This window comes from Achromobacter sp. NPDC008082, assembly GCF_042957345.1.
GTDB lineage: Bacteria > Pseudomonadota > Gammaproteobacteria > Burkholderiales > Burkholderiaceae_B > Achromobacter > Achromobacter kerstersii_A.
Genome location: NZ_JBIBIB010000007.1, coordinates 493421 through 519786, shown reverse-complemented (window position 1 = coordinate 519786; position 26366 = coordinate 493421). Strand labels below are relative to the sequence as shown.

The 26366-nt window shown below is 64.3% G+C and carries 26 protein-coding genes; 10 read left to right on the top strand and 16 right to left on the bottom strand.

What is annotated here, in order from left to right; translation table 11 throughout:
- Window positions 1-12: 12 nt before the first annotated feature.
- Window positions 13-2556 (top strand): fused MFS/spermidine synthase, encoded by a 2544-nt coding sequence (locus ACFZAI_RS28470; RefSeq protein ID WP_391570216.1) that lies wholly within the window; start codon window positions 13-15, stop codon window positions 2554-2556.
- A gap of 10 nt (window positions 2557-2566) precedes the next feature.
- On the opposite strand, the gene ACFZAI_RS28465 is transcribed toward ACFZAI_RS28470, so the two are convergent.
- The 3 genes from ACFZAI_RS28465 to ACFZAI_RS28455 all read right to left on the bottom strand — a co-directional run bounded on the left by ACFZAI_RS28465 (window position 2567) and on the right by ACFZAI_RS28455 (window position 4244).
- A complete protein-coding gene (locus ACFZAI_RS28465) occupies window positions 2567-2875 on the bottom strand; it encodes a hypothetical protein (protein ID WP_391570214.1) in 309 nt (102 codons plus the stop codon).
- A gap of 302 nt (window positions 2876-3177) precedes the next feature.
- On the bottom strand, window positions 3178-3801 hold the full coding sequence (locus ACFZAI_RS28460; protein WP_391570213.1) for an FMN-dependent NADH-azoreductase: 624 nt from the start codon (window positions 3799-3801) through the stop codon (window positions 3178-3180).
- Entirely contained in the window at window positions 3798-4244 is a 447-nt protein-coding gene (locus ACFZAI_RS28455; protein ID WP_391570211.1) for a GNAT family N-acetyltransferase, read from the bottom strand. The genes ACFZAI_RS28460 and ACFZAI_RS28455 overlap by 4 nt, the downstream gene beginning before the upstream one ends.
- A 109-nt stretch (window positions 4245-4353) precedes the next feature.
- Here ACFZAI_RS28455 and ACFZAI_RS28450 point away from each other — a divergent pair, with 109 nt between their 5' ends.
- Window positions 4354-5778 carry a PLP-dependent aminotransferase family protein gene (locus ACFZAI_RS28450; RefSeq protein ID WP_391570210.1) on the top strand — a complete coding sequence of 475 codons (1425 nt, stop codon included), beginning with the start codon at window positions 4354-4356 and terminating at the stop codon, window positions 5776-5778.
- 48 nt (window positions 5779-5826) lie between these two features.
- Here the strand turns inward: ACFZAI_RS28450 and ACFZAI_RS28445 are convergent, their stop codons facing one another.
- Window positions 5827-6306, bottom strand: coding sequence for a carboxymuconolactone decarboxylase family protein (locus ACFZAI_RS28445; protein WP_391570209.1), 480 nt, complete (start codon window positions 6304-6306; stop codon window positions 5827-5829).
- Window positions 6307-6404: 98 nt separating this feature from the next.
- Window positions 6405-7730 (bottom strand): ATP-binding protein, encoded by a 1326-nt coding sequence (locus tag ACFZAI_RS28440; protein WP_391570208.1) that lies wholly within the window; start codon window positions 7728-7730, stop codon window positions 6405-6407.
- 196 nt (window positions 7731-7926) lie between these two features.
- On the opposite strand from ACFZAI_RS28440, the gene chrA reads away from it, so the two are divergent.
- On the top strand, window positions 7927-9183 hold the full coding sequence (chrA, locus tag ACFZAI_RS28435) for a chromate efflux transporter (RefSeq protein WP_391570206.1): 1257 nt from the start codon (window positions 7927-7929) through the stop codon (window positions 9181-9183).
- A 27-nt stretch (window positions 9184-9210) separates the two neighbouring features.
- On the opposite strand, the gene ACFZAI_RS28430 is transcribed toward chrA, so the two are convergent.
- Together ACFZAI_RS28430 and ACFZAI_RS28425 are read right to left on the bottom strand one after the other, a co-directional pair.
- On the bottom strand, window positions 9211-10005 hold the full coding sequence (locus ACFZAI_RS28430; protein ID WP_391570205.1) for an enoyl-CoA hydratase: 795 nt from the start codon (window positions 10003-10005) through the stop codon (window positions 9211-9213).
- A gap of 58 nt (window positions 10006-10063) precedes the next feature.
- A complete protein-coding gene (locus tag ACFZAI_RS28425; RefSeq protein WP_391570203.1) occupies window positions 10064-11260 on the bottom strand; it encodes a multidrug effflux MFS transporter in 1197 nt (398 codons plus the stop codon).
- A gap of 195 nt (window positions 11261-11455) precedes the next feature.
- On the opposite strand from ACFZAI_RS28425, the gene ACFZAI_RS28420 reads away from it, so the two are divergent.
- Entirely contained in the window at window positions 11456-11776 is a 321-nt protein-coding gene (locus tag ACFZAI_RS28420; RefSeq protein WP_391570202.1) for a SelT/SelW/SelH family protein, read from the top strand.
- Between the two features lie 9 nt (window positions 11777-11785).
- Here ACFZAI_RS28420 and ACFZAI_RS28415 read toward each other — a convergent pair whose 3' ends face one another.
- The 3 genes from ACFZAI_RS28415 to ACFZAI_RS28405 form a co-directional block, all read right to left on the bottom strand.
- Entirely contained in the window at window positions 11786-13315 is a 1530-nt protein-coding gene (locus ACFZAI_RS28415) for a tripartite tricarboxylate transporter permease (protein WP_391570201.1), read from the bottom strand.
- Window positions 13316-13318: 3 nt separating this feature from the next.
- Window positions 13319-13789: a tripartite tricarboxylate transporter TctB family protein gene (locus tag ACFZAI_RS28410; RefSeq protein WP_391570199.1), complete on the bottom strand. Its 471-nt coding sequence runs from the start codon at window positions 13787-13789 to the stop codon at window positions 13319-13321.
- 163 nt (window positions 13790-13952) lie between these two features.
- Window positions 13953-15131 carry an MFS transporter gene (locus ACFZAI_RS28405; RefSeq protein ID WP_391570198.1) on the bottom strand — a complete coding sequence of 393 codons (1179 nt, stop codon included), beginning with the start codon at window positions 15129-15131 and terminating at the stop codon, window positions 13953-13955.
- Window positions 15132-15240: 109 nt separating this feature from the next.
- Here ACFZAI_RS28405 and ACFZAI_RS28400 point away from each other — a divergent pair, with 109 nt between their 5' ends.
- Complete coding sequence (locus ACFZAI_RS28400; protein ID WP_054422449.1) at window positions 15241-15726, top strand: MarR family winged helix-turn-helix transcriptional regulator; 486 nt, start codon at window positions 15241-15243, stop codon at window positions 15724-15726.
- Window positions 15727-15738: 12 nt separating this feature from the next.
- Here ACFZAI_RS28400 and ACFZAI_RS28395 read toward each other — a convergent pair whose 3' ends face one another.
- A complete protein-coding gene (locus tag ACFZAI_RS28395; RefSeq protein WP_391570196.1) occupies window positions 15739-16218 on the bottom strand; it encodes a DUF1348 family protein in 480 nt (159 codons plus the stop codon).
- Between the two features lie 24 nt (window positions 16219-16242).
- On the bottom strand, window positions 16243-16821 hold the full coding sequence (locus ACFZAI_RS28390) for a TetR/AcrR family transcriptional regulator (RefSeq protein ID WP_391570194.1): 579 nt from the start codon (window positions 16819-16821) through the stop codon (window positions 16243-16245).
- A gap of 440 nt (window positions 16822-17261) precedes the next feature.
- Between ACFZAI_RS28390 and ACFZAI_RS28385 the strand changes: the two genes are divergently transcribed.
- Window positions 17262-17414: a hypothetical protein gene (locus ACFZAI_RS28385; protein WP_175168915.1), complete on the top strand. Its 153-nt coding sequence runs from the start codon at window positions 17262-17264 to the stop codon at window positions 17412-17414.
- Between the two features lie 332 nt (window positions 17415-17746).
- Complete coding sequence (locus ACFZAI_RS28380; protein WP_391570193.1) at window positions 17747-18379, top strand: fused MFS/spermidine synthase; 633 nt, start codon at window positions 17747-17749, stop codon at window positions 18377-18379.
- Window positions 18380-18451: 72 nt separating this feature from the next.
- On the opposite strand, the gene ACFZAI_RS28375 is transcribed toward ACFZAI_RS28380, so the two are convergent.
- From ACFZAI_RS28375 to ACFZAI_RS28365, 3 genes are all read right to left on the bottom strand, one after another.
- Complete coding sequence (locus ACFZAI_RS28375) at window positions 18452-19486, bottom strand: porin (protein ID WP_391570192.1); 1035 nt, start codon at window positions 19484-19486, stop codon at window positions 18452-18454.
- Between the two features lie 297 nt (window positions 19487-19783).
- Window positions 19784-21334 carry a diguanylate cyclase domain-containing protein gene (locus ACFZAI_RS28370; protein WP_391570191.1) on the bottom strand — a complete coding sequence of 517 codons (1551 nt, stop codon included), beginning with the start codon at window positions 21332-21334 and terminating at the stop codon, window positions 19784-19786.
- A 174-nt stretch (window positions 21335-21508) separates the two neighbouring features.
- Complete coding sequence (locus tag ACFZAI_RS28365; protein ID WP_391570190.1) at window positions 21509-22588, bottom strand: site-specific integrase; 1080 nt, start codon at window positions 22586-22588, stop codon at window positions 21509-21511.
- 242 nt (window positions 22589-22830) lie between these two features.
- Here ACFZAI_RS28365 and ACFZAI_RS28360 point away from each other — a divergent pair, with 242 nt between their 5' ends.
- On the top strand, window positions 22831-23916 hold the full coding sequence (locus ACFZAI_RS28360; protein ID WP_391570189.1) for a hypothetical protein: 1086 nt from the start codon (window positions 22831-22833) through the stop codon (window positions 23914-23916).
- Here the strand turns inward: ACFZAI_RS28360 and ACFZAI_RS28355 are convergent.
- Complete coding sequence (locus tag ACFZAI_RS28355; RefSeq protein ID WP_391570188.1) at window positions 23901-24104, bottom strand: hypothetical protein; 204 nt, start codon at window positions 24102-24104, stop codon at window positions 23901-23903. The two genes, ACFZAI_RS28360 and ACFZAI_RS28355, sit on opposite strands and share 16 nt — an antisense overlap.
- Window positions 24105-24359: 255 nt before the next feature.
- Here ACFZAI_RS28355 and ydiK point away from each other — a divergent pair, with 255 nt between their 5' ends.
- Together ydiK and ACFZAI_RS28345 are read left to right on the top strand one after the other, a co-directional pair.
- The gene (gene ydiK / locus ACFZAI_RS28350; RefSeq protein ID WP_391570186.1) at window positions 24360-25496 is read left to right on the top strand and encodes an AI-2E family transporter YdiK; all 1137 of its coding nucleotides are present in this window, start codon (window positions 24360-24362) and stop codon (window positions 25494-25496) included.
- A 143-nt stretch (window positions 25497-25639) separates the two neighbouring features.
- Complete coding sequence (locus tag ACFZAI_RS28345) at window positions 25640-26365, top strand: RNA pseudouridine synthase (protein ID WP_391570185.1); 726 nt, start codon at window positions 25640-25642, stop codon at window positions 26363-26365.
- The last annotated feature ends 1 nt before the right edge of the window (window position 26366 follow it).

Below are 26366 nucleotides of genomic sequence, written 5' to 3'. Positions count from 1 at the left end.
AGGAACAGCGGCATGCGGATGGGGACGGCGGCAATGGAAGGGTTGGACACGCAACGGCCGGATAGCGGCGCACGCACATTGACAACGGCTCGCCCGGCGGCGCTGCTGTTGATGTCGGGCGCGGCGGCGCTCGTGTTCCAGGTGTTGTGGATCAAGCAGTTATCGCTAGTGGTGGGCGTGGAGGTCAGCGCCATCGCCGGGGCGGTCAGCGCATTTTTTCTAGGGCTGGCGCTAGGCGGCTGGTTCCTGGGCCGGCTGGCTGACCGCCTGGATCGGCCCGTGCGGTTCTACGCGTGGCTGGAGGCGGGTGTGGCGGTGTCCTGCGTGGCCGTCACCGTGGCGCTGGCGCATAGCGCGGCGCTGTTCGTGGCGGTGGAGGCCGTCAGCCCCCTGGCCGCGTGGCTGATGATCGGGCTGATGCTGGCCATTCCTTCTTTTCTGATGGGCGGCACCTTGCCCGTGCTGATGCGCGCCGTGAATCGCCAGGATGCGGCGGCCAGCCGGCGCGGCGGCATCCTGTACGCCGCCAACACCTGTGGCGCAATCGTGGGCGCGTTGCTGCCGGCGTTTGTGCTGATTCCGCGCTTTGGCGTGCAAGGCGCTGCGTTGGCGGCGGCGTCGTTGAATGTGTTGGCCGCGCTGGGCGCCTGGACGTTGGACCGCAAGGCGGGCGCGTTGGCCGCCGCCGCGCCCGCGCCTAACGCCACCGCCCCGTTATCGGGCGAGGCGCGCTTGGCGGTGGCGCTGTACGCCGCGGCGGGTGGCGTGGCGCTGGGCTATGAAGTCATCTGGTCGCAGATGATCGTGCCGTTCATGAGCACGCGCGCCTTTGCGTTTGCGATTGTGCTGGCGACGTATCTGGCTGGCCTGGCGATAGGCGCCGCGCTGTATGCGCGCGTCGCGCACCGGGTGCGCAACCCCTGGGGCGTGTTCGGCTGCCTGATTGCCGGTGCGGGCCTGCTGGCTGTGCTGGAAGTGGCGGTGGTGGGCAAGTGGCTGGTCGTAGCGCAGACGCATGCGGAAGCGGCCGTCGTGCAGCTGACGGGCAGCGCCATCGCCGGCATGTGCGCGCGCTTTGCGGTGGCGGCGGCAAGCTTTGTGCTGGCGCCCACGTTGTTGCTGGGTGCGGCCTTTCCCGCCGTGCTGCGCATTGCCGTGGGCGACCGCCATGTAGGACGCGAGGTGGGCGCAGTGCTGGCCTGCAATACGCTGGGCGGAATTGCCGGGACGCTGCTAACGGGATTCTTACTGCTGCCCGCCCTGGGTCTTGTGCGCACGTTGGGGGTGCTGGCGGCCATGGCGGCGTTGATTGGGGTGATCGCGGCGTGGCGCGGGCGGGTGACCGGCACGGCCACTTCCGGTATCGCGACGGGTCTTGTCGGGATGGCGGCGCTGGCCGTGGCGGTGCTGTTGCCCGTGGACCAATTCGCGCGGCTGTTGCCGGGCGCAAGCGGCGCGGGCCTGTTGTTCTACGAAGAAAGCCATGGCGGCACGGTGGCGGTAGTGGAGCAGCCCGGCCAAGGCACGCGCTTTCATCGCTTGTACATTCAGGGCGTATCGAATTCGGGTGACGCGATGCCGTCGCTGCGCTACATGCGCTTGCAGGCGCTGTTGCCGCTGATCGTGCACAACGGCGACCCGAAATCCGCGTTGGTCGTGGGCTATGGCACGGGCATCACGGCGGGCGCGCTGTCGCAATACCCGGGGCTCGCCAAACGGGCGGTTGCCGAACTGCTGCCCGCCGTCCTGCGCGCCGCGCCGCATTTCCAAGGCACCTTCCAGGCCGCGTCCGACCCCGGGCTGGAAAAGCGCTTGCGCGACGGCCGCCGCGCGCTGCAAGCCAGCACCGAACAATGGGACGTGATTACGCTGGAACCGCCGCCGCCGTCGGCGACAGGCGTGGTCAACCTGTATTCGCGCGACTTCTACCAATTGGCCGCCAACCGCCTGGCGCCGCAGGGCATCGTGGCGCAATGGCTGCCGCTGCCCACGCAGAACGAGGAAGACACGCGGGCGCTGATCGCCAGCTTCATTCAGGTGTTTCCGCACGCGTCGCTATGGACCAGTGAGCTGCATGAAATGCTGCTGGTAGGCTCGATGCAGCCGCTGGAGCTGGACGCCGCGCGCATTCAGGCGCGCTATGCGCAGCCGAACACGGCGGCGGCCTTGAAGGCGGTGGGCGTCCCGTCTGCGTCGGCGTTGCTGGCGACGTGGGTCACGGATCGTGACGGGCTGGCGCACTTTGCGGGGGACACGCCCGCCGTCACGGATGACCGCCCCGGTATTGAATACGCCACCTGGGTGCGGCCCCGCGAGATTGCCCGCGTATTGCCGGCGCTGCTGGCCGAGCGCAACGAGCCTCCGCTGCGGGGCGCCACGCCCGCGCTGCTGTCCGACATCGAGCTGGAACGCGCGCGCCTGGACACCTTCTACCGGGCGGCGTTGGCCGCCTATGCCGGTGACCGCGAAACCTGGGGCCGGGAAATCAACCGTCTGGCCCGCAACGATGGCGACAACGCCTACTACCGGTGGTTCATGGGCGAAGGCGGCAAATAGCGCTTAGCCGTCAACTGCACACCTGCCGCCACGGCGCGATGCCCCGCGGCGGGCAATAACCCGCGCAGGGCATGGCAATCGACACGCCGCTCTGGCAGCGCAGTTCGGGGGCTTTTTCTCCATACGGAATGGTGCCCTTGCAGTCGCAGCTGGCCACGCCCGCGCCCGAGGGCAACTTGCGCGGCAAGGGCGTCGCGGCCGGTGCGGCCGCGGCGACGTCATCGTTGTTGTCATCGCTTTCAACAACCGCACGCACCTTGGCCACGGGCATATTGCAGGACTTGGCGATGGCTTTAACGGATTTCCCTTCGTCGGACATCGACAAGATTTTCTTGTCGCTGCATGCCGCGTGAGCCGGTGTAGAAAAACACCCCCACATCGCAATCGAAACGATCGCCAGAAATAATGACCGGTGCAAAATCATCACGCGTCTCCAGCCTATTTAATGGGTCAGAAAAACCGCCGCATGCCGGATGGCGCACGCTTTCGCGGCCTAGCGTAGTGCGCTGATTTCCGCAGTGTCAATGCGACCCGATTAAATAATCTGGACGGTGAATGATGAATGCCGGCCATGAAGTTGGACGTGTCCGAATGGCCCGGTCAGCCCGTACGGATGTGGAATTACCAAGCGCCTAGCGCGGGGTGTGCGGCGATGTCAGCATCCGCTGCGGCGCGCGCAGTATGCAGCGCCGCCTCGCCGCGCGCCGTGCCTTGCACCGAAAAGAACGTCACGGTCTTCAAGCCGATCGTACCCAGCACGTGCTTCAGATAGGGCGTCAGGAAATCGGGCTGACGCGCGGCATCCCCGGAGAATTCCCCGCCTGACGATATCGCCACATAGACGGGCCGGTCGGGCAGGTTGCCGATTTTCCCTTCGGCCGTAATGCGAAACGTACTGCGCACGCGCACCACGTGGTCGATCCACACCTTCAGCGATGCCGGCACCGTGAAGTTGTGCATCGGCGTGGCGATGACGATATGCGTTGCGTCCAGCAGCGCCTGGATCAACTGTGCGGATTGGCGTAGCGCGCCGCGCGCCAGGACGTCTTCGGCCGGGTCCATCGGCGCGCTCAGGGCGGCGGCGTAGTCCTGATCGACATGGGGCAGGGTGGTGGCGTCAATTTCGACCACGGCAGGCGGCGTATCGCCCGCTGTCGCGATCAAGCGTTGAATAATGCGTTGCGACAGGCGGTGGCTTTCGGCGTCGCGGCCACGCGGGCTGCAAGTGATGTGAAGAATGCTCATGCGGTGGGAAGATCCAGGTTCTTGCTGAAACGAATGGCGCTGGTCAACAGACCTTGCCGGAAATAAAAGCGTTGGGCCAGCGCGTTGGACAAGCCTGTGTCCAATACCAGCTTGGCGCAGCCGGCCTCGCGCGCAATGCCGTCCAGCGCGTGCAGCAGGCGGGCGCCCCAGCGGCCGCCACGGCGCGTGCTGTCCACCACCAGGTCATCCACGTACAGAAAGCGTCCGTAGATCAGATTTTCCTGGAAGCGATAGCCGGCAAGCGCGACGGCTTGGCCGGCGTCGATGCCGGCCAGCAGCCGGTAGTGGTCGGCACGCATGCGGCCGATGCGCGCAGCAAAGTCGCTGGCATCCGCCAAATGCGGGCGCAACTCGCGCATCAGGGGCAGGCAGGCTTGGATGTCGTCGTCGGTGTCGAGGTGTTTGAGATCGGTGTCGGTCATGGATGGCGTGAGGGAAAGGCGGTACGAATGGGCGTGGATGCATCAGGCCTTATCGTAGAAACGCCATGCCATAATTTGAAGGGCCATAAATTGAACTTTGGACTATGCCATGATCGCCCACACGCCCGACAGCCTGCCGCCGTTGGCGCCCAACAGCGCCGAGCCCTTGTACCGGCAGGTCTATGAGCGCTTTCGCAGCGCCATCGCGGGAGGCACATTAAAGCCGGGTGACCGCATTCCGTCGGCGCGCGCCTTGGCCAAAGAAATGGGCGTGGCGCGCGGCACCATCGAAGTCGCGTATTCGTTGTTGGGGGCCGAAGGGTATATCCAGACGCGCGGGCAAGCCGGCACGATTGTCACGCCCGACTTGCAGCCCCAGCCGCCCGCGCCGGCGACGGCGCCGCTGGTTGACGCGGCCGACGATGACCACGGCTGGCAGCGGCCCGCCCGCATCCTGCCTTTTCAAATGGGCTTGCCCGCGCTTGATGCGTTTCCGCGCAAGCTGTGGGCTCGTTTGGGCGCGCGCCAGCTGCGCGGCCTGCAAGCGCCGGACTTGTCCTACCCGCCCGCCAGCGGCCTGGCCAGCTTGCGCACGGCGCTGGCGGCGTACTTGCAGGTGGCGCGCGGCATACACTGCCAGCCCGCGCAGGTGTTCATCACGTCGGGCTACAACTATTCCATGCAGCTGATCACGCAGGCGCTTTTGGAACCGGGCGACCGCGTGTGGGTGGAAGACCCCGGCTATCCGCCCACGCGCGCATTGCTGGTGCAGGCGCGCTTGCAGGCGGTGCCGGTGCCGGTGGACGCAGACGGGCTGATCGTCAGCGAAGGCATCGCGCGCGCCGGGCAGGCGCGGGCGGCGGTCGTTACGCCAGCGCATCAAAGCCCGCTGTCCATGTCCTTGTCGCTGCCCCGGCGGCAGGCGTTGCTGGAGTGGGCCGAACGGCAGCAGGCGTGGATCGTGGAAGACGATTACGACGGCGAATACCGGTATGTCAGCCGGCCATTGCCGGCGTTAAAGAGTCTGGATACACAGGGGCGGGTGCTGTATGCCGGGTCGTTCAGCAAGGTGCTGTTTCCCGGCATGCGGCTGGCGTATCTGGTGGTGCCGGATGCGCAAGTCCCACGATTCGACCGGATCAGCCGCCTGCTGTCGGGTGGCGCGCCCGGTTTCACGCAGGCCATTCTGTCGGCCTTCATCACCGAAGGGCATTTCGGCCGGCACATTCAGCGCATGCGCCGCTTGTACAGCGAAAGGCGCGACGCCACGGCGGCCGGGTTGAGCGCGGCGTTAGGCGACAGCATGCATATTGAGCCGCAGCCCGGCGGCATGCATCTGGTGGCGCGCATGGATGGCAAGCTTAGCGACCGCTCGTTGGCCGCCAGGATGCTGGAGCAGGGCATGTACGCGCACCCCTTGTCGCGGTGGTCGTCGTTGCCCAACCCGCCGTCGGGGCTGCTGCTGAGCTTCACCAACATTGCCTCGCAAGCGCAGGCCCATGAGCTGGGCCTGCAAATCCGGGCGTTGATGTAGGGCTTACTGATGCAGGGCTTACTGATTTAGGGCTTACTGATGCAGGGCTTAATTCAGCCCGGCCTTGTCCAGCCCGAAGGCGGCATCGGCTGAGCCTGGCACGGTACGGAACGCCACGTTCAAGCGGTTCCAGCCGTTGATGCCGATGACCAGAAAGCTCAGGTCCGAGATTTCGGCTTCGGATAGATGCTCGCGCACCTGCTCATAGACTTCGTTTGACACGCCGTGCGGCGACAAGGTGGTCAGCGCTTCGGTCCAGGCCAGCGCGGCGCGTTCGCGGGGCGAGAACAGCGTCGATTCGCGCCAGATGGCAATGTGGTGCAGCCGCAGTTCGCGTTCGCCGTGGATCTTTGCCTGCTTGACATGCATGTCCAGGCAAAAGCCGCAGCCGTTGATCTGCGACGCGCGGATATCGACCAAATCGCCGAACTCCTGCACCACGGGGGATTTTTTCACTGCCGCGCTGTAGTCCATGTACTTCTTGGACAGTTCCGCCGACACCTGGAAGTAATTCAACCGCTGGCTCATACGCCTACCTTTGTGAAGAGCTGTTATCGAATGGGGATCACGAGCCCGTAGGATGCGGCAGATTGGACCAGGGCAAAAGTGCCATAAATGGTGTTTTGTTATAGGCCATGCTGGGCCATGACGGCGCCAGTTGCAGGCCAGCGCAACACAAAGCGCGCGCCGCCCAAGGGGCTGTCCAGAATGCCGATGGTGCCGCCATGGTTAGCCGCCACCCGCTTGACGATGGCCAGGCCCAGGCCCGCGCCGCCGGTGCCGCGGTCACGGCTTTCGTCCAAGCGCACAAAGGGCTCGAACACGCGTTCGCGGTCGGCTTCGGGAATGCCGCAGCCATCGTCGTCTACCCACAGCTCGTATCCGCCGTCTGGCGTTTCAGCCAGTTCGATTTCCACGCGCGCGCTGGCGTAGCGCACGGCGTTTTGCACCAGGTTCAGCAAGGCGCGGCTCATATAGCGCGGGTGCAGCGTCACGTGGGCAGGATGGCCCGCGCGCACGTCGCAACGGATGCCGCGGGCGTCCGCCTGATGGGCCACCAGCGCCAGCGCTTCGCCCAGCCAGTCGCAGACGTCTACGGTTTGCAGCGTGACGGTTTCGTCCGTGGGCCGTTCCAGCCGCGCGTAGACGAGCAGCTCGGCCACCATGGCTTCCAGTTCTGCAATGTCGGCGCGCATGTCTTGCAGAATCTGGCCGCGGCGGGGCGGGCAGGTGTCGTGGCCCAACATGTCGACTTCGAACGACAGGCGCGCAAGCGGCGTGCGCAATTCGTGCGATACCGCGTTGGTCAGGCTGCGCTGGCTGTCGATCAGCGCCGAGATGCGTTTGGCCATCAGGTTGAAGCTTTCGCCTACATGCCGGATGCCGGAAATGCGCGACAGCCGCACGCGCACGTCCAAGTCGCCTTGGCCCATGCGCAAGGTGGCGTTGCGTAGCGCGTCCAGGTCGCGCCAGATGGGCATTGCCCACGCCAGCAGCAAAATCACGGCCAGCAGCATGCTGACCGCCGCCCACGCAGACCAGGTGATCCAGCGTTCCATGGCCGGCTCGCCGGGCAGGCGCACATCCAGCCACTGCTCGGGTTCGCCAGGCAGGCGCGTCAGATAGGTGGTGTAGTCGTCGCGCATGATCAGGCCGGTGTGGTCAAGCTGTTGCTGTTCCGCTGGCGTCATGGTGACGGCGTCCGGGTTCAACAAGCTCAGCTTCAGCCCGTAGTGCGGCTGGAGGGCGTCCTGGATAAAGGCGGCGCGAGCGGCGGGCGCGACAGGGTCAAGGTCTTTGTGCAAGGCATACATCTGTCCCCGCACGGTGCTGTAGGACAAATCTGCGCTAAGGGATTCCAGGAAATAGCCGAAGCTGATGTTCACCAACTGGGACGCCGCGACGAAGGCGACGGTGGCGACTATAAAAACGCGGATCGCGAACTTGAGCATGCGCGGGGTGGCCGGGAATCAATCGCGCATGCTAGCGGCGGCCTGCGGGGCAATCTGCCGAGGTTTGTGGGGCAATTGTGAAAATTCGTGCAGTGCATCCCCATGGCGCCCGATTGAAACCCGGGCTCGGCCCGGCTATAAGCTTGAACCTGGATCTGCAATCCGGCGCCCCGACTGTCCACGAAGCTCTTGTCCCATGCCGCACCCCCCCTCTCATGACGAACACGTCGCCAGCAAACCGGCCACCCACGAACGTGCGGAGCCTGGCCGGGGGTCTTGCCTGGAAGTCTTTCTGATCTTTCTGCGCCTGGGCCTGACGTCGTTTGGCGGGCCGGTGGCGCACCTGGCTTATTTCCGCACCGAATTCGTTGACCGCCGCCACTGGATGGACGACTACGCCTTCTCGGATCTGGTGGCGCTGTGCCAGTTTCTGCCGGGTCCGGCCAGCAGTCAGGTCGGGATGGCGATCGGTCTGCGGCGTGCCGGTTGGGCAGGCATGGCGGCGGCGTGGCTGGCATTTACCTTGCCTTCGGCGTTGGCGCTGATCGGCTTTGCGCTGGGCCTGGCGCACTTTGGCTGGTTGTCTGCGTCGCCCGTGATTCATGGGCTGAAGGTGGCTGCGGTGGCCATCGTCGCCCAAGCCGTCTGGGGCATGGGCCGCAGCCTGTGCCCGGACCGGCCACGCGCCGGGCTGGCGGTGGCCGCGGCGCTGATTGCGATCACGCTGCCCACCACATGGGGACAGTTGGGCGCCATCGTGTTGGGCGTCGTCGTGGGCGGCGCATTGCTGCAAGTGCCGCCTCGGCCCATCCTGGCCAATCGCGCGCAAGGGGTGTCGCGCCGCGCAGGCTATACCGCACTGGGGCTATTCGTCGTGTTGCTGGCCGGGCTGCCGGTCTGGGCGGCGGTATCGGACGCGCCGCTTGCCGCACAGATTGCCGGGTTCTACCGCGCGGGCGCGCTGGTGTTCGGGGGCGGCCATGTGGTGTTGCCGCTGCTGGAGACCGCGTCGGTGTCCGGCGGCATGGTCTCGAATGCCGACTTCCTGGCGGGCTATGGCGCGGCGCAAGCCATGCCCGGGCCGCTCTTCGCCTTCGCCGCTTTTCTGGGGGCCATGTCTTCTGGACCCTTATCAGGATGGGGCGGGGGGCTGTTGCTGCTGGCCGTCATTTTTCTGCCCGGCGCATTGCTGCTGGCGGGCGCCTTGCCGTTTTGGGAAAGCCTGCGCCGGCGTCCCGGCGTGCGCAACATGGTTGCCGGGGTGAACGCCAGCGTCGTGGGCATTTTGCTGGCGGCGCTGTATAGCCCGCTCTGGACCAGCGCCATCGTGAATCCCGCCGACTTCGGCCTGGCGCTGTTGCTTTTCGCCTTGCTGGTCTATGCCCGCTGGTCTGCCGTGTGGGTGGTATTGCTGGCGGCGGCGGGCGGCTGGGCGCTGCAATGGCTGCTGTAAGGCCGCCATCGCCAAGGGCGTGCTGATTTACGCCTGCCAGCGCGGCGCGCGCTTTTGCAGGAAGGCGTCAATGCCTTCGCAGGCGTCCGCCTCCATCATGTTGCGCGCCATCACATCCCCGGCATAGTCATACGCGTCCGCCAGCGCCATCTGCCGCTGTTGATAGAACATGCGCTTGCCGTAACGGATGGCGGTGGGGCTCTTGGCCAGGATGTCGCCCGTCAAAGCGCGCACGCGGGCATCCAATTCGGATTCAGGCACGGCATCGTTGATCAAGCCCCAATCCAATGCCTGCGCCGCGTCGATGAAGCGCGCGGTCACCAGCATTTCAAACGCGCGCTTGGCCGACACATTGCGGCTGAGCGCCACGGCCGGCGTTGAGCAGAACAGCCCCACGTTGATGCCGGATACGGCAAATTTCGCCGTGTCGGCCGCCACCGCCAGATCGCAGCTGGCCACCAGTTGGCAGCCCGCCGCGGTGGCGATGCCTTGCACCTTTGCGATGACGGGCACGGGCAGCGCTTGCAAGCCCTGCATCACCCGGCCGCACTGGCGAAACAGCGCGCGGTAGTAATCCAGCGAAGGCTGGCTGCGCATTTCGCGCAAATCATGGCCCGCGCAGAACGCCTTGCCCGCGGATTCCAGCACCACGCAGCGCACGTCGGCGTCGCGCGAGAGGGCGTCGATCTCTTCTTGCAACGCCGCCAACAAGCCTTCGGATAAGGCATTGAATTGCGATGGGCGGTTCAGCCGCAGCGTGACGACACCGCCTTCAGACGTGCGTTGCAGCAGGGGTTCGTGAGTCGAGGAATCCAGGGCCATGGTTGTCTCCAGAAAGGTTTTTTCTGGATACTAGCGCAGGCGGCTTGGCCTTGATGGTTCAACCCGCCAACTTGCGCGCCATCCGCGCCGACACGCACAGCAGCGGCGCCACTATCACCAAGCCAATCAGCGCCATGGCCGCTTGGGGCGGCATGGAGCTATCCAGCAGCACCGTCGCAATCACGGCGGAACCGCTCATCTGGAATAGCCCGTACACCGCCGCGGCCGTGCCGGCGCGTTCGGCGAACGGCTCCAGCGCCAGGCTCAAGCCCGAACCCAATGCCAATGAAAAGCCCACGGTCAGCACGGCCACGGGCAGCATGAAGATCCAGGCCGATAGCGGCGCCCACATCCACGCGGCGGCGTGCATGGCCGAAGCCAGCAGCAGCGCCGCCATGCCGACCCGCACCATCGTGTGGCGGCCAAATCGCACAATGAAGGTGGGCGCCAAAAAGAAGGCCGCGATATTGATGGCGGCGTTGCCGCCGAACCAGGCGGAAAAGCCCAGCTCGGAATAGCCCAGTTGCTGCACCAGCACCACCGGTGCGGCGGAGACGAACACCAGAATCATCGCCATGCCTGCCATGCCGAACATCGCGAAATACAGGAAGCGGCCGCTGGCCACGATAGGCGTATAGCGGCGCAGGCTGTAGAGGGCGCCGCGCGGTTGCGTGTGCGCGGCGCGGGTTTCCTCGAAGCGGCGGGCAAGCAGCACGGCCAAGGCCAGTGCGAACAGCACCATGAACACAAACGTGCTGCGCCAGCCGGCGTGAACCGCCAGCGCGCCGCCCAGCATGGGCGCCAGCGCCGGCACGGAGCACAGCGCGCCATTCAAATAGCTATAGACGCGCGCGCCCACCGCTGGGCTGAAGCGATCTCGCACCGCGGCAAACGCCACCAAGGATGCGGAGCATGCGCCCAGGCCCTGGATGATGCGCGCCACGTAGAAGACCTCAAGCGAAGATGCCGCGGCGCCCAGCGCAGACCCCGCCAGGTACGCCAGCGCGCCGCCCAGCGCAACGGGACGCCGGCCGTAGCGGTCCGCCAACGGGCCAATCAGCATCTGGCCCAGGCCCACCGCGAAGATGAACAGCGTGATGCTTGCTTGCAGCGCACTGACCGGCTGGCCAAAGCCGTCGGCCATGGCGGGTAGCGAGGGGAGGTAGATGTCGATGCCCATCGGCGTCAGCGTGACCAGCCCCATCAAGAGACCGATCAGCCAGCGCTGGCTTCGGGAGGTTGCAGCAGACTTCATTGCAGGCTCGGGGCGCAAGGCCCGGGAAAACCCGACATTATCCATGAATGCGCGGGCCGTCCACCGCCGCGCGCGACCGGCGCCGTGCAGCGGGCATGCAGGGCTATGCCGCGATATGCGTTCGCTTGCCTTGCAGTGCGGGGCGCAGTTTGGACAGTAGTGTCTGCGGCAATGCGCGCAGTAGAATATTTCCCCATGAACACGCCCGCCTTTCGTCCCCGCATCGTCATTCTTTACTGCACGCAGTGCCAGTGGCTGCTGCGCGCCGGCTGGATGGCGCAAGAGCTGCTGTCCACGTTTGCGAACGACTTGGGCGAAGTGGTGTTGCAACCCGGTACGGGCGGCGTGTTTCAGATTACGTATAACGGCGATCTGATCTGGGACCGCAAGAGCGACGGCGGCTTCCCTGAAGCCAAGGTGCTCAAGCAGCGGGTGCGCGACCGGCTCGATCCGGGCCGGCCGCTAGGCCATATCGATGGCCACAGCGCCGGGCCCTTGGCGGCACCCGACGCGTAGTGCAAGGCCTTACGCCGCCGATTCCGCTTCGCGCAATGCTTGGCGCGTCTTGTTGCGCTGACGCACCGCAGACATCACCAGCAACGCAATCAACGCCACGCAAGCCAGGATGAAGCCCAGGCTGATCGGACGCGTCACGAAGATCGACAGTTCGCCGCGCGACAACAGCAGCGCCCGGCGGAAGTTTTCTTCCACCATGGGCCCGAGCACAAAGCCCAACAGCAATGGCGCCGGTTCAAACCGCATGCGGATCAACGCATAGCCGGCCGCGCCAAACACCGTCACCATCGCCACATCGAACAGGTTGTTGTTCGTGCTGTACACCCCCACGCAGACAAAGAACAGCGCGGCGGGGAACAGATAGCGGAACGGCACTGTCAGCAGGCGCACCCACATGCCGATCAGCGGCAGGTTCAGCAGCAAGAGCAGCACGTTGCCCACCCAGAAGCTGGCAATCAGCCCCCAGAACATGTCGGCGTGTTCGATCATCATCTGCGGACCCGGCTGGATACCGTGGATGATCAGTGCGCCCAGCATCAGCGCCATCACCGGATCGCCAGGAATGCCCAGGCTCATCGTGGGGATGAAGCTCGTCTGCGTCGACGCGCTGGTGGCCGCTTCCGGGCCGGCGATGCCTTCGATGGCGCCGCGGCCGAAGCGGCGCGGCTCACGCGCCACCTTCTTTTCCACCGCGTACGAAATGAACGACGCAATCGTCGGGCCGGTGCCGGGCAGAATGCCGAACGCCGAACCAATGGCCGTGCCGCGCACTAGCGCACCGCGCGATTGCTTGATGTCGCCGGCTTCGGGCCGCATCGACTTCATGCTGATCTTGGCGGTGGTGACCTTCGTGTCGCCGCCAATGCGGTTGATGTTCTTCAGGAAGTCGGCCACGCCAAAGAGCCCCATGGCCAGCGCCACGATCTGCAGGCCGTCGGACAGTTCCAGGATGCCGAAGTGAAAGCGCATCGTGCCGGTGTTGACGTCAGTGCCGACCACCCCCAGCAGCAGGCCGACGACCACCATCGCCACGCCCTTGATCGCCGAACCCTTCGCCAAGGTGGCGCCAGCCAGCAGGCCCAGCATCATCATGGAGAAATACTCGGCCGGGCCGAACTTGAAGGCCACGTCCACCAGCATGGGCGAGAACAGAATCATCGCCAGGATGCCCACCGATGCGCCGCAGAACGACGAGAACATCAGCATGAACAGCGCGGAACCGGCCTTGCCGTTACGCGCCAGCGGGTTGCCGTCCAGGCAGGCCACGGCGTGCGAGGCGGTGCCGGGCAGGTTGAGCATGATCGACGTAATGCCGCCGCCATACTGCGAGCCGTAGTAGATGCCGGACAGCATCACCAGCGCCGCCGTCGGCGTCATCGTGTAGGTGAGCGGCAGCAGAATGGAAATGGCGGCCAGCACGCCCATGCCCGGCAGCACGCCGATCAGGTTGCCCATGAACACGCCGAATATGGCCCACATCAGGTTGTCCAGCGCGAACGCGACAGAGAACCCATGCATCAGGTTGTTGAAGATTTCCATGGATCAGCCCCAGCGGAAGAGCGGAAACTGCAATTGCAGCGCCCACGAAAACACGGCCACGCCCAGGATCGTCACGCCCACGGCCAACGCGGCTGCGCTGCGCCAGGTGTGCTGGCGGTCGCCCATGGCCGAGATGAACACCAGCACGAATGTGGCGGGCACCAGGCCGCCGAACTTGCCGACCAGAATGAAGGCGAGCAGGCCGCCGATGATGCAGCCCCAGCCGCGCCATTCGGGCGGCGGGATCTCTTCGGCGTCTTCTTCGGCCGCAACGGGCGAGGCCGCCATCTTGGCGATGATCAAGCCCAAAAAGACCAGCAGCACGCCCAGGATGGCCGGGAACATGCCCGGCCCCATGCGCGCCAAACTGCCTAGTGTGTATGTGGATGCCTGCGCGATGGCGCCCAGGCCCAGCACGATCATCGTGCCCGCTGCCCACGCCTCGCGCCGGACGGCGCTGCGTTTCGATTGCATTGGTCTAGTCCTCCCTTGTTGTGCTTTTGTCTGACTGACGTCTGAAAAAAAGCTGACATTGCAATGAATGCGGGAGTCTAAAAATCCAAACTTCCGTTCACCTTTCAGGCAAGCGGAGAATTGCGGCGAGGCGAATTTTTTTTGGGCAAATCGCGGGAAATCCCTAGGTTTTCGCGGCCTTCAAGCGCGCTTGTGGACGAAAGCGAATGGCTATTGCGAACAGCACCAGGCAGATCAGCGTCATCAATATCCACGCCAGCGTAAGGTCCGCCAGATGCTGCCGGATGAGGCCGGCGGCAAACGGAAATAGGGCGGCGATCAAGTACCCCACGCCTTGCACAAACGACGCCAGCCGGCCCGCTTCAAGCGGGGTGGCGGCGTGGTCCATCGCTACGATCAGCGACAACGGAAACAGCGCGCCGATGCCCAGGCCGGCGAGCACGGCGGCGGGCCAGGCCAGCGTGGCGGGCGATACGATCCAGCCAAGCAGCCCAACAAGCAGTGCCGCTATCGCCAGAAACAGCGCCGGCCGGCGATCCGGCAGGCGGCCGATCCCCAGCGACACCAGCAGTCCCGCTACGATTTCCGCCGCCGTCACCGCGCCCAACAATTGCCCCGACGCGACAGGCGTCCAGCCCAGCCCGGTGTAGTAGGGCGGCAGCCAGGCCAGCACCAGCGTATAGGCGCCGGTGCCGAGTCCAAAGAACACCGCAAGCAGCCAGCATCGAGCGCGCGACGTTTGAAATTGGCTGGCGTTTGCGTGCATGGCGGCGGCGGGAGGCAGCGCGCGGCGGTTGACCAGCAGCCAGGCCGCCAGCGCCACAGCCGCCGGTATCGCCCACACGGCCAGCGCTTGCAGCCCGCCCGCGCGCGCTGCCATGACGGGCGACGCCACGCTGGCGACTGCCGCGCCGCCCATGATGGCGGTGGAATAAATCCCCATGATGGCGCTGCTGCTCGCGTGAAACCGGGTCTTGATGTAGATCGGCAGCAGCGCTTGCGTAACGGCTATGCCTAGCCCGGCGACAACGCCGCTAGCTAGCATCAGCAGGGTCTGGCCGGCCCAAAGACGGCCCGCCGTTGCGGCGGTGATCAGCGCCAAGCCCGCGATCACGCCGTGTTGTTCACCCAGCAGCCGGCGCAGCGGCGCGACGCTTAGCGCGCCTAAACCCATGACGAACACCGGCAACGCGGTCAGTAAACCCGCCGCGGTGTCGGACATGCGGGTGGCGGCTTGCAGCTGGTCCAGCAAGGGGGGAATGGAAGCCAGGACGGGGCGCAGGTTCAGCCCCACAAGGATGATGGCGGCGATGCGCCAGGCGTTCAGACGAGGAAAAGACACGGTTGCTCCACAGCCGGACGCGCCGCTTGATGCGGCGCGCTCCGGTAAACTATCTCGGCGTCAAGATATTTGGATTCTATCTTGACGTCAAGATAAATGGAGAATCACCGTGGATAGAGCAAGCCGAGCCGTCGAACAATGGAACCGCGAACGACCGGAATTGGATGTGTCGACCATGCGCGTGCTGGGGCGCCTGGGCGAATGCGCGCTGGTGATCACGCGTGACCGCATCAACCCGCTATTCGCGGAATTTGGGTTGCAGCCGGGCGAATTCGATGTGCTGGCGACCTTGCGCCGTAGCGGCAAACCCTATGCGCTGACGCCCACCGCGTTGTACGAAGACGCGATGATTTCATCGGGCAGCATGACCAATCGGATTGATCGCCTGGAGAAAGCCGGGCTGGTCGTGCGCACGCCGAACCCTGATGACGGGCGCGCCACGCTGGTCATGCTGACCAAACCCGGCTTGAAGCTGATCGACGAAGCCGTGGTTGCGCACCTGCGCAACCAGGCAGAGGTGCTGTCGCCCTTGAGCGCCGCGGAGCAAGAGCAATTAAGCCGTTTGCTTGGGAAATTGCTCAGCGCGTACGAATAGGACGCAGCGTCGTTACAGCCCCAGCTCCGACAAGCCCGGGTGGTCATCCGGGCGGCGGCCCAACGGCCAGTGGAACTTGCGGTCGGCTTCCTTGATGGGCATGTCATTGATGCAGGCGTAGCGATGGACCATCAGGCCGTCTTCGCCGAATTCCCAGTTTTCGTTGCCGTAGGACCGGAACCAGTTGCCGGAATCGTCATGCCATTCATAGGCATAGCGCACGGCAATGCGGTTGCCCGTGTACGCCCAGAGTTCCTTGATCAGCCGGTAGTCCAGCTCCTTGGCCCATTTGCGCGCCAGGAAGTCGCGGGCTTCGTCGCGGTTCTTGGCGAACTCGGCGCGGTTACGCCATTGCGTGTCCAGGCTGTAGGCCAGCGCGACTTTGTCTGGGTCACGGCTGTTCCAGCCGTCTTCGGCCAGGCGAACTTTCTGCACGGCGCTTTGGTGTGTGAAGGGCGGCAACGGCGGACGGACTTCGGTTTGGGATGTCATGGCTAAGGCTCCAAGGGGAAAACATCAATGGGCGCGCGGCAGCAATGCTTCGGCTGCACGCTGCGCGTTATGGGTAATGGACAAGTCGCCCGTGACCAGCGCCACGGCGATGGCGCCGTCGATCAGCACCAGCCATTGGCGCGCGGTTTCTTCGGGTTCGGGTAAGCCAGCGGCCTGCACCAAGGACAGCACGTGGCTCAGCAAGCGTTCTTTGTGCAGGCGGGAAACCTTGCGGATGGGGTGCTCGGCGTCGCCAATTTCGCCTGCGGCGTTGATGAAGGCGCAGCCATGAAAGCCGTCAGACGCAAACCATTCTTGCAGGGCGTCAAAGACGGACAGCAAGCGGGCGCGCGGCGTTGCCGCTTGGGTCGTGGCGGCGATGAACCACTGCATCCAGCGCTCATCGCGCGCTTGCAAGGCCGCCGCCACCAGCGCGTCTTTGGTTGGGTAGTGCTTGTACACGCTCTTGCGCGCCACGCCCGAGGCTTTCACGATGGCATCCATGCCCGTGGCATGAATGCCGCCTTGGTAGATCAGCGTTTCGGTTGCGCGCAAGAGCCGCGTTTGAATGTCGGTAGAGGTGTCTGGCGTGGCGGTGTTCATGACGGGAGAATGATCGTTCTTCTGGTGAAGGCAAATAGTAGAACGATCGTTCTCCGCGGTCAATGGGTATTGTTGAAGTAGGGGAGACGTGACGCGCCATTCATGCCGAAACCCGCTTTCTGCTTGCTTTTTCAGTCAAAAATATGCTAAGATCTTTTAATTGCTGGTGAAAATTAAAAAACAACTTTCCAAGGGTTGGGTGGCATCAAACCCGCACCAAAACCCGCACCAAAACCCGCGCCAAACCCGGCAGGAAACCCACAAGACCAGATCAATCGCCGCGTACCAACAACAACATAAACGTACGTGGCGTTTTCATTACGGCGCTGCCATTTCGGAATGCTCCCCCCGCAGCTTCACAGGGCATTCCAGGCGCGTCCGAACCCGGCGGTGCTGCGCTTTAGCGGGGGAGGCCATGCGCCTCGCATAGGAGAACGCTCATGTCGCATCAACTTATTGGTAAGAAGTGGCGCTTCGAGATTCCGCCCCTTAACTGGAAGGCCCCCGACGCGAACACGGATTCCGAAATCGACGCCGTCGCTTCAGATTCCGACTCCTCCGACGACACTGACACGTCACGGTCCTCCAAGTAGTTCTCAACGCTGTCCGCGTTCGCGGCCTGATCCACGCTGATTAAATTGCCCCAAACGGCGCGCCTTGTGCGCGTCGTTTCAGCTTGTCAGCCGCACTTTCCCTTCCCGTACCGAGTCTTGCGCCGGCGCCCACATTGCGCTGGCGTGACTTCGCCTGCGCGCGTGATGGAGCAGGCCCAGGCGCGGGCAACGTCCGCACGCATCCCAGTTCCTGTCAGTGAGTCTTTGGAATGCCTGAAAACACGTCAAGTCAACAGCAGGTTAGGCCTTTCATCTATGCCACGACCACGTCGCGGTCATTGATGTTTTCTCATTCCGAAATTCAGAGCCGTATGTGGACGAAAGATCCGTCGGCGCTCAATCTGGAGTACACGCGGATCATGATGGCGTTTCTGCTGTTCAACCCCGAACCCCGGCGCATTGCGATGGTGGGCTTGGGCGGCGGGTCGCTTGCCAAGTTCTGCTATCACCACCTGCCAAGCGCGCGTATCGATGTGTTCGAAATCAACCCGCACGTCATCGCATTGCGCGATTCGTTCATGGTGCCCAGGGATGATCACCGCTTTGCCGTGTTGCAAGGCGATGGCGCCGAGCTGGTTCACCAGTATCAAAGCGAGTACGACGCCATTCTGGTTGACGGCTACGACATCAACGGCCTGCCACGGCAACTGACCACCGACACGTTCTATGACGCCTGCCGCGATGCTTTGGCGCCGGAAGGCATGATGGTGTGCAATTTCCATGCGTCGAATGCCCACTTTGGAACGTATCTTGGCCGGATCAAAAAGAGCTTTTCGGGTTCGGTCATTGAAGTCAGCGATACGTCGTGCGCGCACAGCATCGTGTTCGCTTGCCGTGGCGAAACGCTGAAGCGACGCAGGGCGTTGCCCAAACGCAAGCCGGACGCCATGAGCACCGAGATGTGGCTGCGCCTGGCGCCAACGTATTGGCCGATGCTGGTGTAACGCACCGCGCCGGACGCCCCAAAGGCAAGCTGCCCTTGGGGCGTCTGGCGTTACGGCCGGTAGGTTTGCAATTTAGAAGTGGTGGCGCATGCCCACCACGGATTGCAGCAGGTGCGAATTGCGGTGGTCTACGCGGTCGAGCAGCGCATAGAGGTTGGTTCGCTTGGACAAATCGTATTGATACCCCAGCCCCCAACCCTTGATATGGGAGCTGGTGGCGCGCTGGTACGTGCCCAGCACCTTGCTGTTGGCGCTTAGCGGGAAGCTGGCGCCACCCACGAACGAATTCACGCGCTGGTATCCGGCAGATGGCCCGACGTTCGGGTTACGCAGGTTGCCGTACCCCGCATGCAGCTGCATCCATTCAAAGTCATACGAGCCGGCCAACTGCAAGTTGGACGCGCGCTTCTTGTCGGGGATGCTGGCGTTCGGGTTCAGGCGTTCGTACGTGAGCGCGGTGGAGAACGGCCCATTGCGGTAGCGCAGGCCTGCGGTCCAGACGCGGTCGTGGTCGGCGGTTTTAAACTGGGTGTTGTCGTGGGATTCAAAGCTGTACCCCAGCCCGGCCTGCCAGCCATTCCATACCGGCGTGCGGTAGATCAGAGCGTTGTTGACGCGGCCGGCTGATCCGAAGTCGCCGTCGTTGTAGCCCGACGTGACGGACGCCGACGCGCCGCCCCACGACGTGCCAAAGGGCGACGCAATGCCGCCCCAGCTATCGCTTAGCACTTGCTGGCGGCCCGCGCGCAGTTCGCCAAAGGGGCCGGCCAAACCCATGTACGCCCAACGCCCGAAGAGCCGGCCTTGGCCCTGCGTGCCGTTCGACGCGTGGAATCCGCTTTCCAGCCGGAACACCACGCTGTATCCGCTGCCCAGGTCTTCGACCCCACGCAGGCCCCAGCGCGAGCCGGACTGCGTGCCGTCCCGCATATCAACGCGGGATTCCGACGACGGGTTGGCGTTGTCGTGTTTGCGCTCAAACGCCAGGCCCAGATCAACGACGCCGTACAGCGTGACACTGGTGGTGGACGCTTGCGCCATGCCCGATACAGAGATGGCGGCCAGCGCGGTGAGCAGAGCTCCCGCTTTTTTCCTTGCTGCTGTCATAAGAACCCCATGTGGTGTTGTTGTGAAGCGTGGGACAAAAGAACCCCCTGCGGCCGGCCAACAGGCGGGTCGCGGAGGACGGTGGATAGAGGTGGGGAGGGGGCTAGGAGGCGGGAGATTAGCCGCTGATGCGTAGCGCCCGTCTAGCACTAGTTAACATCGCAACAAACATGGCGCATTATGGGCAAGCGGCGTCGCAAAGAGAATCAGACGACTACGATAGTTGGTGCTAGGGGCGCTACTTGCGGCGCCACGCCGGGTTAATAGGACTTGGGTGCGGCCACAACCTCAGAGCGACTACACCGCGTGCACGACCACCCGGTTACGCCCTTGCTCCTTGGCCGCATACAGGGCTGCATCGGCCGCCTGGAACACCTGGCTTACGTCTGGTCCGGCAGACGGCCATTGCGCTACGCCCGCAGACACCGTAATACCGTCGACGCCATGCAGTTGTCGCCCGGCCATATGTTTGCGCAGCCGCTCGGCAACGTTGGCGGCCTCTTTGGTTCCCACGCCCGGCAGCAGAATCAGGAACTCTTCGCCGCCGTTGCGGCTAAGGATGTCGGACGGCCGGGAGCAGTCGCGCATCAGTTGCGCCATGCCGCGTATTACCTCGTCGCCCGTGGTGTGCCCATAGGTGTCGTTCACGCGCTTGAAGTGATCAATGTCCAGCGCTACCACCGCAAAGGGCGTGTCGGACGCTTGCAGTTGCTCGACGGCGTCTTGCGTTCCGCGGCGGTTGCGCAAGCCCGTCAGCGGGTCAGTGATGCTGGCCAGGTTCAGCTTGCCGATCTTTTCCTGCAAGCTCGTGAAGCTCCAGATTACGGCGCGCTTTAACCGTTCCGCCTCGAAGTACCAGGCCTTTACCGACTGCACGCGCTGCATCGCCACGGCCACATCCTGGTGTTCCACATTGGTGGCCAGTTGCGACAAGGGCAGCGAGATCATCCGCGCACACCACCAGATGGCCAACAGAAACGCCAGCGCCAGGGGTGCTGCGTAGCCGATCAGCGCCCAGATCAGCTCATGAATCGGCTCCAGCGTTTTTTCCGCCGGACGTTGCGCGATGATGCCCCAGCCGCTCAACGGCTCCGCCGCGTAGCCCGCCAGCATGTCCACTCCCTTCGTGTTGACCACCCGTTGCGCGCCGGCGTGCCCTTGCGTGACGGACGCCACGACCGGGTTGCGCATCACGTTTTCACCAATGCGGGCGGACTCCATGTGATAGATCAACTGGCCGTCGCTATCCACCACGAACAGGTAGGAGCCGTCTTGATAGTGGTGCTTGCCCAGCAATTCCTGCAACGCGCTGTCGTTGCGCAGGTATATGGTGCCGGCGATATACCCCAGATACCGGCCGTCGTTCGAGAAGATCGGGTGCGACAGGTTGATGATCATGTTGCCGGCGATCGACACATAGGGCTTGCTGATCAGCGGCTGGCGTGCCTTCAATGCTGCCCGGCTGCCGGCGCTGTCTATCCGCGTACCTAGAAAATTGCGGAAGCTCTGGGTCGTGGCCAGAATGATGCCGTCTGCGCTGACGACGCCCACGGAATTGAAGTTGTCGGCCTGTTCCTGCAAGCGCATCACTTCCGATGCCAGCACCTCAGGCTCGTCGACCTGGCTGGCCAAGTGGCGCGCGCTATAGGCAAGCTGCTGCTGTGCTGCTTTCAGGAAATTAGTGGTGCTTTCCGCCAATTTCGCTGCATAGACACGGTTGGCCTCCAGCGTGTTGGTGATGAGCTGGTCGCGCTGCACCAGGTAGCTGGCGTATAAGGCATTCGCGGTCGCCGCGATGGCGCTGAATACGGTAAGCGCAAGCACAAGCCCGCGTAGGTTGATTCGCATGGGATGGCGGACTGGAGAACTAGGACGTGGACTTGGGCTGGGGCTGGGGCTTGGGCTTGTTCAGGCGCGAGGCGCACCGTGACGGTAAGCGGCGGGTGAGCGGCAAGTAAAAAGTGCGAACGAAAAAGCGCGAACAAAAAAGCGTCATCGTATTACGGCAGGCGCGGCGCACATCTATAGGTCGTCTGGCTCGGGTTCGTCCATCAGGCGGGCAGCGGGGGACTGGGCCGCAGCCCCCGCCCGGAAATAACCCATGACGGTGGCGACGCTGGCATGGCCCGTCATGGCCATGGTGTCGCCCAGCGGAATGTTGCGCCGGCCCGCCTCGGTGACGAAACCCGAGCGCAGGCTGTGCGCGGAAAATTCGCCGTCCAGCCCGGCAAGCTTGCAGCGTTCCTGCACGATGTCGCGCACCGCTGCTGCCGCCAGCGGCTCCCCAATCACATTGCCCCGGCGCACGCGACGAAAGATCGGACCCTGTTGAATATCGCTAGCGGCCAGCCAGGCGTCCAGCGCCTGCGCGGCGCTGCCGACGATCGGTTTTTGGTCGTCCGCGCGGCGGGCGCCCGTCTGGTTGGTCTTGGATTGCGCCAGCGTATAGAGAAAGCCTTCGGCCGTGCGGACGGTGTTTTCAACCGTGGCGCGCACCACCTCTGACCGGCGCCGGCCGCCGCTGGCCCAGGCAAACAACAAGAGCGCGCGGTCTCGGATGCCGCGCAAAGTGTCGTCGCAGGTGGCCAGCATCGCCTGCAAGGGTTCGCGGGTCAGCGCTTCCTTTTTGGCCGGCGCCACACCGCGGCGGGCGTAAGCGCGGCGCGTCTTGGCCAGCAATTCGCGCACGGTGGCGGCTCGGCACGGGTTGGGGTGCCCCAACAATTCATGCGCCTTGGACAGCACCGACACCCGTTGCAGCAGGGTATTCAAACTGGGTGCGCCCAGCCGCCCTTTGGCTTTCAGGCGAACCAGCTCCTGGTCCAACGCCAGCGGAAGCTCCCATTTCAGGCCGTGATCCGTTGTGCGCTGCGCATGATCCACCACGAACTGGATGACGGCGGCCTCGGGCAAGGGCAGGGCGAAACGCTGGCCGTAGCGCAACTCAAACCAAGCCGTCCAGTAGCGGATGGCTGCCCGGTAGCTGGCGGCGGTGTTGGCCGAACTGCCTTCGCGCATCAGGCTGCGCACGGCGGCGTCCGCCTGCACGTCGAGCGAGTGCGGGTCCAACAAGGGCAGCGAGGCCAACAATTTCAGCTGCATGGGCAGGGCGGGGCTTCAGGGTGCGTCGGGCGAAGCCAGAACTATACGGAATTGCCGGGCGGCTGGGTGCGCGACGCCTTTTTCGGGCGAATCTGCGCTGAAGTGGGTCTGTATGCTTATTTCATACATATTATTATGTATGCTGTATGATATCTAACGGATACGAGAAATAGATCACGATAAGGTTCCATTATCGTGACTAATTCAACACCCAAACGACGACAAACGAGGGAGTGACGGCAATGGCCACGGGAATTACGGAAAACGACGTCTGGACGGCCGCCGACGCCTTGTTGCTGGAAGGCGCGCGCCCCACCATCGAGCGGGTCCGGCAAAAAATTGGCCGGGGGTCGCCCAACACCGTCAGCCCGCACCTGGAAACCTGGTTCCGTGCGCTGGGCGCCCGCATCAAAGACCCCGGCGCGTTTGCCGCCGCACCCGCCATCCCCGACCCGGTAACGCAAGCCGCCACCCACTTCTGGGAAGCCGCCCTGGCTGAAGCGCGCGCCGAACAAGCCGATTCGTACCGGCAGCGCTGGGAAGAACTGGCAGAAGAGGGCGAGCGTTTGGCGGGGCAGGCCGAGCAACTCCAGCAACGTGAGATCCAGCTGGCGAATCGTGAACAGGATTTGCAGGAGAGCTTGCGGCTGGCCACCGCACAGCTGGCCGCCACGGAAGATCGTCTTCAGGCGGCGGAACAGCTGTTACGCCAACGCGATGAACAGCTCAAGCAAAGCCGGCTGCAACGGGAAGACGCGCGCGGCGCGGTTCAGACGCTGCTGACCGAAGCCGAAAAGATGCGCGGCCTGCATGCCCAGGCGCTGGATGCGCTCGAAGCGCGGCACACCGCACACGAGCGGCGCTGGATGAACGAGCTGGATGCCGAGCGCGGGGCGGCCAAGAAGCTGCAATTGCGCTTCGACGAAGCCCAAATCGCCAGCCAGCGGCAGATCAGCCAGCTGCAAACGTCGCTAACCCAGGCGCAAGACGCCAAACGGGCCGCGGAGCAGGATACGCAGCGCGTCAGGGCAGAGCTGAAAACAGAAATTCAGGCGGCGCAGGCACGGTATGACGTCAGTCAGGATGTGGCGCAAGACGCACTCGCCTCCGCCCGCCAGCGTGAGCAGGCGCTGGAAGCCCGGGCGGCCGCGTCCGATGCGCAATCCGCCGCGCTGCTGCTGCAACTGAAGCAAAAGGATGAGCAAGTGGGCGAGCTGACGCGCCATCTGATGGCCTTGGCGCAGCAGAATGCGGCCGCGCGTGGCGCTCTGGAAGACAACGCCGCCGCGCGCGCCGCTCAAGCCGACGCCGATCAGCGGCCGGGGTAAACACCCTGGAACGGGGTGTTGTCGGGTTCGCCGAAGTTGTCGGCGTGGTAGTTGGCTTGATTCCGCGTGTCCGAGCTGGAACTTGATCGTGGCTGCGGTGAGCTATAGGAGCTGGGAGCGGTGCAGCCGGCCAGCGCAAAGGCCAGCACGATGGCCGACGATAGGCCGGCAGTGGTCAGGAGCCTCATGGCATACCTCCAAAGAGATGTGCCGCCGCGAAGGCAGCCACCGGAGAGCCCGGCGCCATCGCCATCCGCATTGCATCGAATCCGGCGGCATCTGCGCGCAGCAAGCCGCGTTCCCATTCGCCCTTGTAATGAAGTACAAGTCCGACGCATTTTCGGATAAATTCCAAAGATCGCATTCCTTCGGCCCATTGGGCAGCCGCCCAACCGTCGCGATGCGCCTTTACGCAGGGCGTCACGCCTTGCCAGGAGCACCGGGTGAACCCACGTCCGAACGTTGATCTAGCCCGCATTCTGCTTCTTATCGTCATCCTTTCCGCCTTGATGGTGGGCAGCCTGTACGTGTTGCAGCCCTTCCTGCCCGGGCTTATCTGGGCGACCACGATTGTTGTGGCGACGTGGCCGGTGATGCTGGCCATACAGGAACGTTGCGGCGGGCGGCGCTGGGCGGCCACCGTGTTCATGCTGCTGATCCTGCTGTTCGTGATCGTGCTGCCGCTTTATCAGGTGATTGCGACCCTGGCGGAGCATAGCGGCGCGATCATGGCCGCCGTCAAAAGCCTGCCGGACTACGCACTGCTTGCGCCGCCGAGCTGGATACGCAGCATTCCCATTGCCGGTCCGCGCATTGCGCAGGAATGGCAGACCTTGTCCGATGCCGGCGCGGGCGGGTTGCTGGCGCGGCTGGAACCTTATCTGACCACCGCAGTGCGGTGGCTGCTGGGGCACGCCGCGATCGTTGGCGTGTTTGTGGTCCACATGCTGGTCACCATCGTCATCTCTGGCATTTTGTACGCCCAAGGCGATATGGCGGCCGACTTCGTCAGGCGCTTCGCCAACCGGTTGGCGGGTGCGCGCGGCGTGGCGGCCATCCGTCTGGCGGGCGCCGCCGTCCGGGCCGTGGCGCTGGGCATCGTCGTGACCGCCGTGGTGCAGTCCGCACTGGGCGGCGTGGGCTTGTGGATTGCCGGCGTTCCGGCGGCCGGCATCCTGACCGCCTTGATGGTGATGCTGTGCCTGGCGCAGCTGGGTCCGTTCCTGCCGATGCTGGGCGGGGTCATCTGGCTGTTTCAGAACGACATGAAACTGGCCGCGACGCTGCTGCTGATCTGGGCGGTGCTGGTCGCCATGCTGGACAACCTGCTGCGCCCGCTGCTGATCAAACGCGGCGTTAATCTATCGATGCTGCTGATTTTGTCGGGCGTGCTGGGCGGCATGTTCGCGTTTGGCATCGTCGGGCTGTTTATCGGGCCGGTCATTCTGGCCGTGACGTCCACGCTGTTGACGGCCTGGATCAACGAGGTGCCGCCGCCTGACGATACCGCCGCAGTGCCCGCCACCATTCCCGCCGTGGCGGACCCGGCGTTGCCGGGAACGCCCGTCGAAAAGGCGTAACATTCGTCTGACACCGCGGGCGCAACGCCCGCTTTTTTTGCAACACCCCGGCAATACATGACGATGCACCCGACTGCGCTGGCTGACAGCGCGCCCCAACTCCTTTTCACCCCGGCAGCGCCCGCATTCCAGGCGGGGGTCCGATGAGCGAAAGCGTACGCCTGGCCAAGCGACTGGCCGCGGAACAGAACTGCTCGCGCGGCGACGCCGAACGCTATATCGAAGGCGGCTGGGTCGCCGTGGACGGCAAAACCATCGAAGAGCCAGGCTTTCGCGTGGCGCCGGGCCAAACCATCAGCCTGCTGCCCGGTGCGAAGCTGGAAGACATGAAGCCGGTGACGTTTCTGGTGCACAAGCCCGCCGGCACTTATGCGGACAACGAACCGGGTTCCGCCCGCGACCTGATCATCCCCAAGAACCAGATGCCGGGCGACCGCTCCAGCCAGCGTTATCTGAAGCGCATGTTCAATGGCCTGAAGCTCGTGACACCGCTTGAACGCGCAGCCAGCGGGCTCGTCGTGTACACGCAGGAATACGCCGTGTCGCGCAAGCTGGTGGAAGAGGGCAAGCTGGTTGAGCAGGAATACATCGCGCAAGTCAGCGGGCAATTGAGCGAAGGCGATCTTGCGCGGTTGCAGCGCGGGCTGGCGTTTGATGGGCGCGCCGCCACGCCGATGAAAGTCAGCTGGCAGAACGAAACCCACCTGCGCTTTGCGCTGAAAACGCCGTTGCCGGGCTTCATCGAATTTGTGTGCGACACGGCGGGCTTGCAGTTGCAGGCGCTGCGCCGCCTGCGCATCGGGCGCTTGCCCATGGCGGGGCTGGCGGTGGGCCAATGGCGCTATCGCTTGGACTACGAACGGTTCTAAG

Bases quoted from the DNA above. Each gene is read 5' to 3' on its own strand.
- ACFZAI_RS28470 (WP_391570216.1), top strand. From the start codon at position 13: ATGCGGATGGGGACGGCGGCAATGGAAGGGTTGGACACGCAACGGCCG.
- ACFZAI_RS28465 (WP_391570214.1), bottom strand. From the start codon at position 2,875: ATGTCCGACGAAGGGAAATCCGTTAAAGCCATCGCCAAGTCCTGCAAT.
- ACFZAI_RS28460 (WP_391570213.1), bottom strand. From the start codon at position 3,801: ATGAGCATTCTTCACATCACTTGCAGCCCGCGTGGCCGCGACGCCGAA.
- ACFZAI_RS28455 (WP_391570211.1), bottom strand. From the start codon at position 4,244: ATGACCGACACCGATCTCAAACACCTCGACACCGACGACGACATCCAA.
- ACFZAI_RS28450 (WP_391570210.1), top strand. From the start codon at position 4,354: ATGATCGCCCACACGCCCGACAGCCTGCCGCCGTTGGCGCCCAACAGC.
- ACFZAI_RS28445 (WP_391570209.1), bottom strand. From the start codon at position 6,306: ATGAGCCAGCGGTTGAATTACTTCCAGGTGTCGGCGGAACTGTCCAAG.
- ACFZAI_RS28440 (WP_391570208.1), bottom strand. From the start codon at position 7,730: ATGCTCAAGTTCGCGATCCGCGTTTTTATAGTCGCCACCGTCGCCTTC.
- chrA (WP_391570206.1), top strand. From the start codon at position 7,927: ATGCCGCACCCCCCCTCTCATGACGAACACGTCGCCAGCAAACCGGCC.
- ACFZAI_RS28430 (WP_391570205.1), bottom strand. From the start codon at position 10,005: ATGGCCCTGGATTCCTCGACTCACGAACCCCTGCTGCAACGCACGTCT.
- ACFZAI_RS28425 (WP_391570203.1), bottom strand. From the start codon at position 11,260: ATGAAGTCTGCTGCAACCTCCCGAAGCCAGCGCTGGCTGATCGGTCTC.
- ACFZAI_RS28420 (WP_391570202.1), top strand. From the start codon at position 11,456: ATGAACACGCCCGCCTTTCGTCCCCGCATCGTCATTCTTTACTGCACG.
- ACFZAI_RS28415 (WP_391570201.1), bottom strand. From the start codon at position 13,315: ATGGAAATCTTCAACAACCTGATGCATGGGTTCTCTGTCGCGTTCGCG.
- ACFZAI_RS28410 (WP_391570199.1), bottom strand. From the start codon at position 13,789: ATGCAATCGAAACGCAGCGCCGTCCGGCGCGAGGCGTGGGCAGCGGGC.
- ACFZAI_RS28395 (WP_391570196.1), bottom strand. From the start codon at position 16,218: ATGACATCCCAAACCGAAGTCCGTCCGCCGTTGCCGCCCTTCACACAC.
- ACFZAI_RS28390 (WP_391570194.1), bottom strand. From the start codon at position 16,821: ATGAACACCGCCACGCCAGACACCTCTACCGACATTCAAACGCGGCTC.
- ACFZAI_RS28385 (WP_175168915.1), top strand. From the start codon at position 17,262: ATGTCGCATCAACTTATTGGTAAGAAGTGGCGCTTCGAGATTCCGCCC.
- ACFZAI_RS28380 (WP_391570193.1), top strand. From the start codon at position 17,747: ATGTGGACGAAAGATCCGTCGGCGCTCAATCTGGAGTACACGCGGATC.
- ACFZAI_RS28375 (WP_391570192.1), bottom strand. From the start codon at position 19,486: ATGACAGCAGCAAGGAAAAAAGCGGGAGCTCTGCTCACCGCGCTGGCC.
- ACFZAI_RS28370 (WP_391570191.1), bottom strand. From the start codon at position 21,334: ATGCGAATCAACCTACGCGGGCTTGTGCTTGCGCTTACCGTATTCAGC.
- ACFZAI_RS28365 (WP_391570190.1), bottom strand. From the start codon at position 22,588: ATGCAGCTGAAATTGTTGGCCTCGCTGCCCTTGTTGGACCCGCACTCG.
- ACFZAI_RS28360 (WP_391570189.1), top strand. From the start codon at position 22,831: ATGGCCACGGGAATTACGGAAAACGACGTCTGGACGGCCGCCGACGCC.
- ACFZAI_RS28355 (WP_391570188.1), bottom strand. From the start codon at position 24,104: ATGAGGCTCCTGACCACTGCCGGCCTATCGTCGGCCATCGTGCTGGCC.
- ACFZAI_RS28345 (WP_391570185.1), top strand. From the start codon at position 25,640: ATGAGCGAAAGCGTACGCCTGGCCAAGCGACTGGCCGCGGAACAGAAC.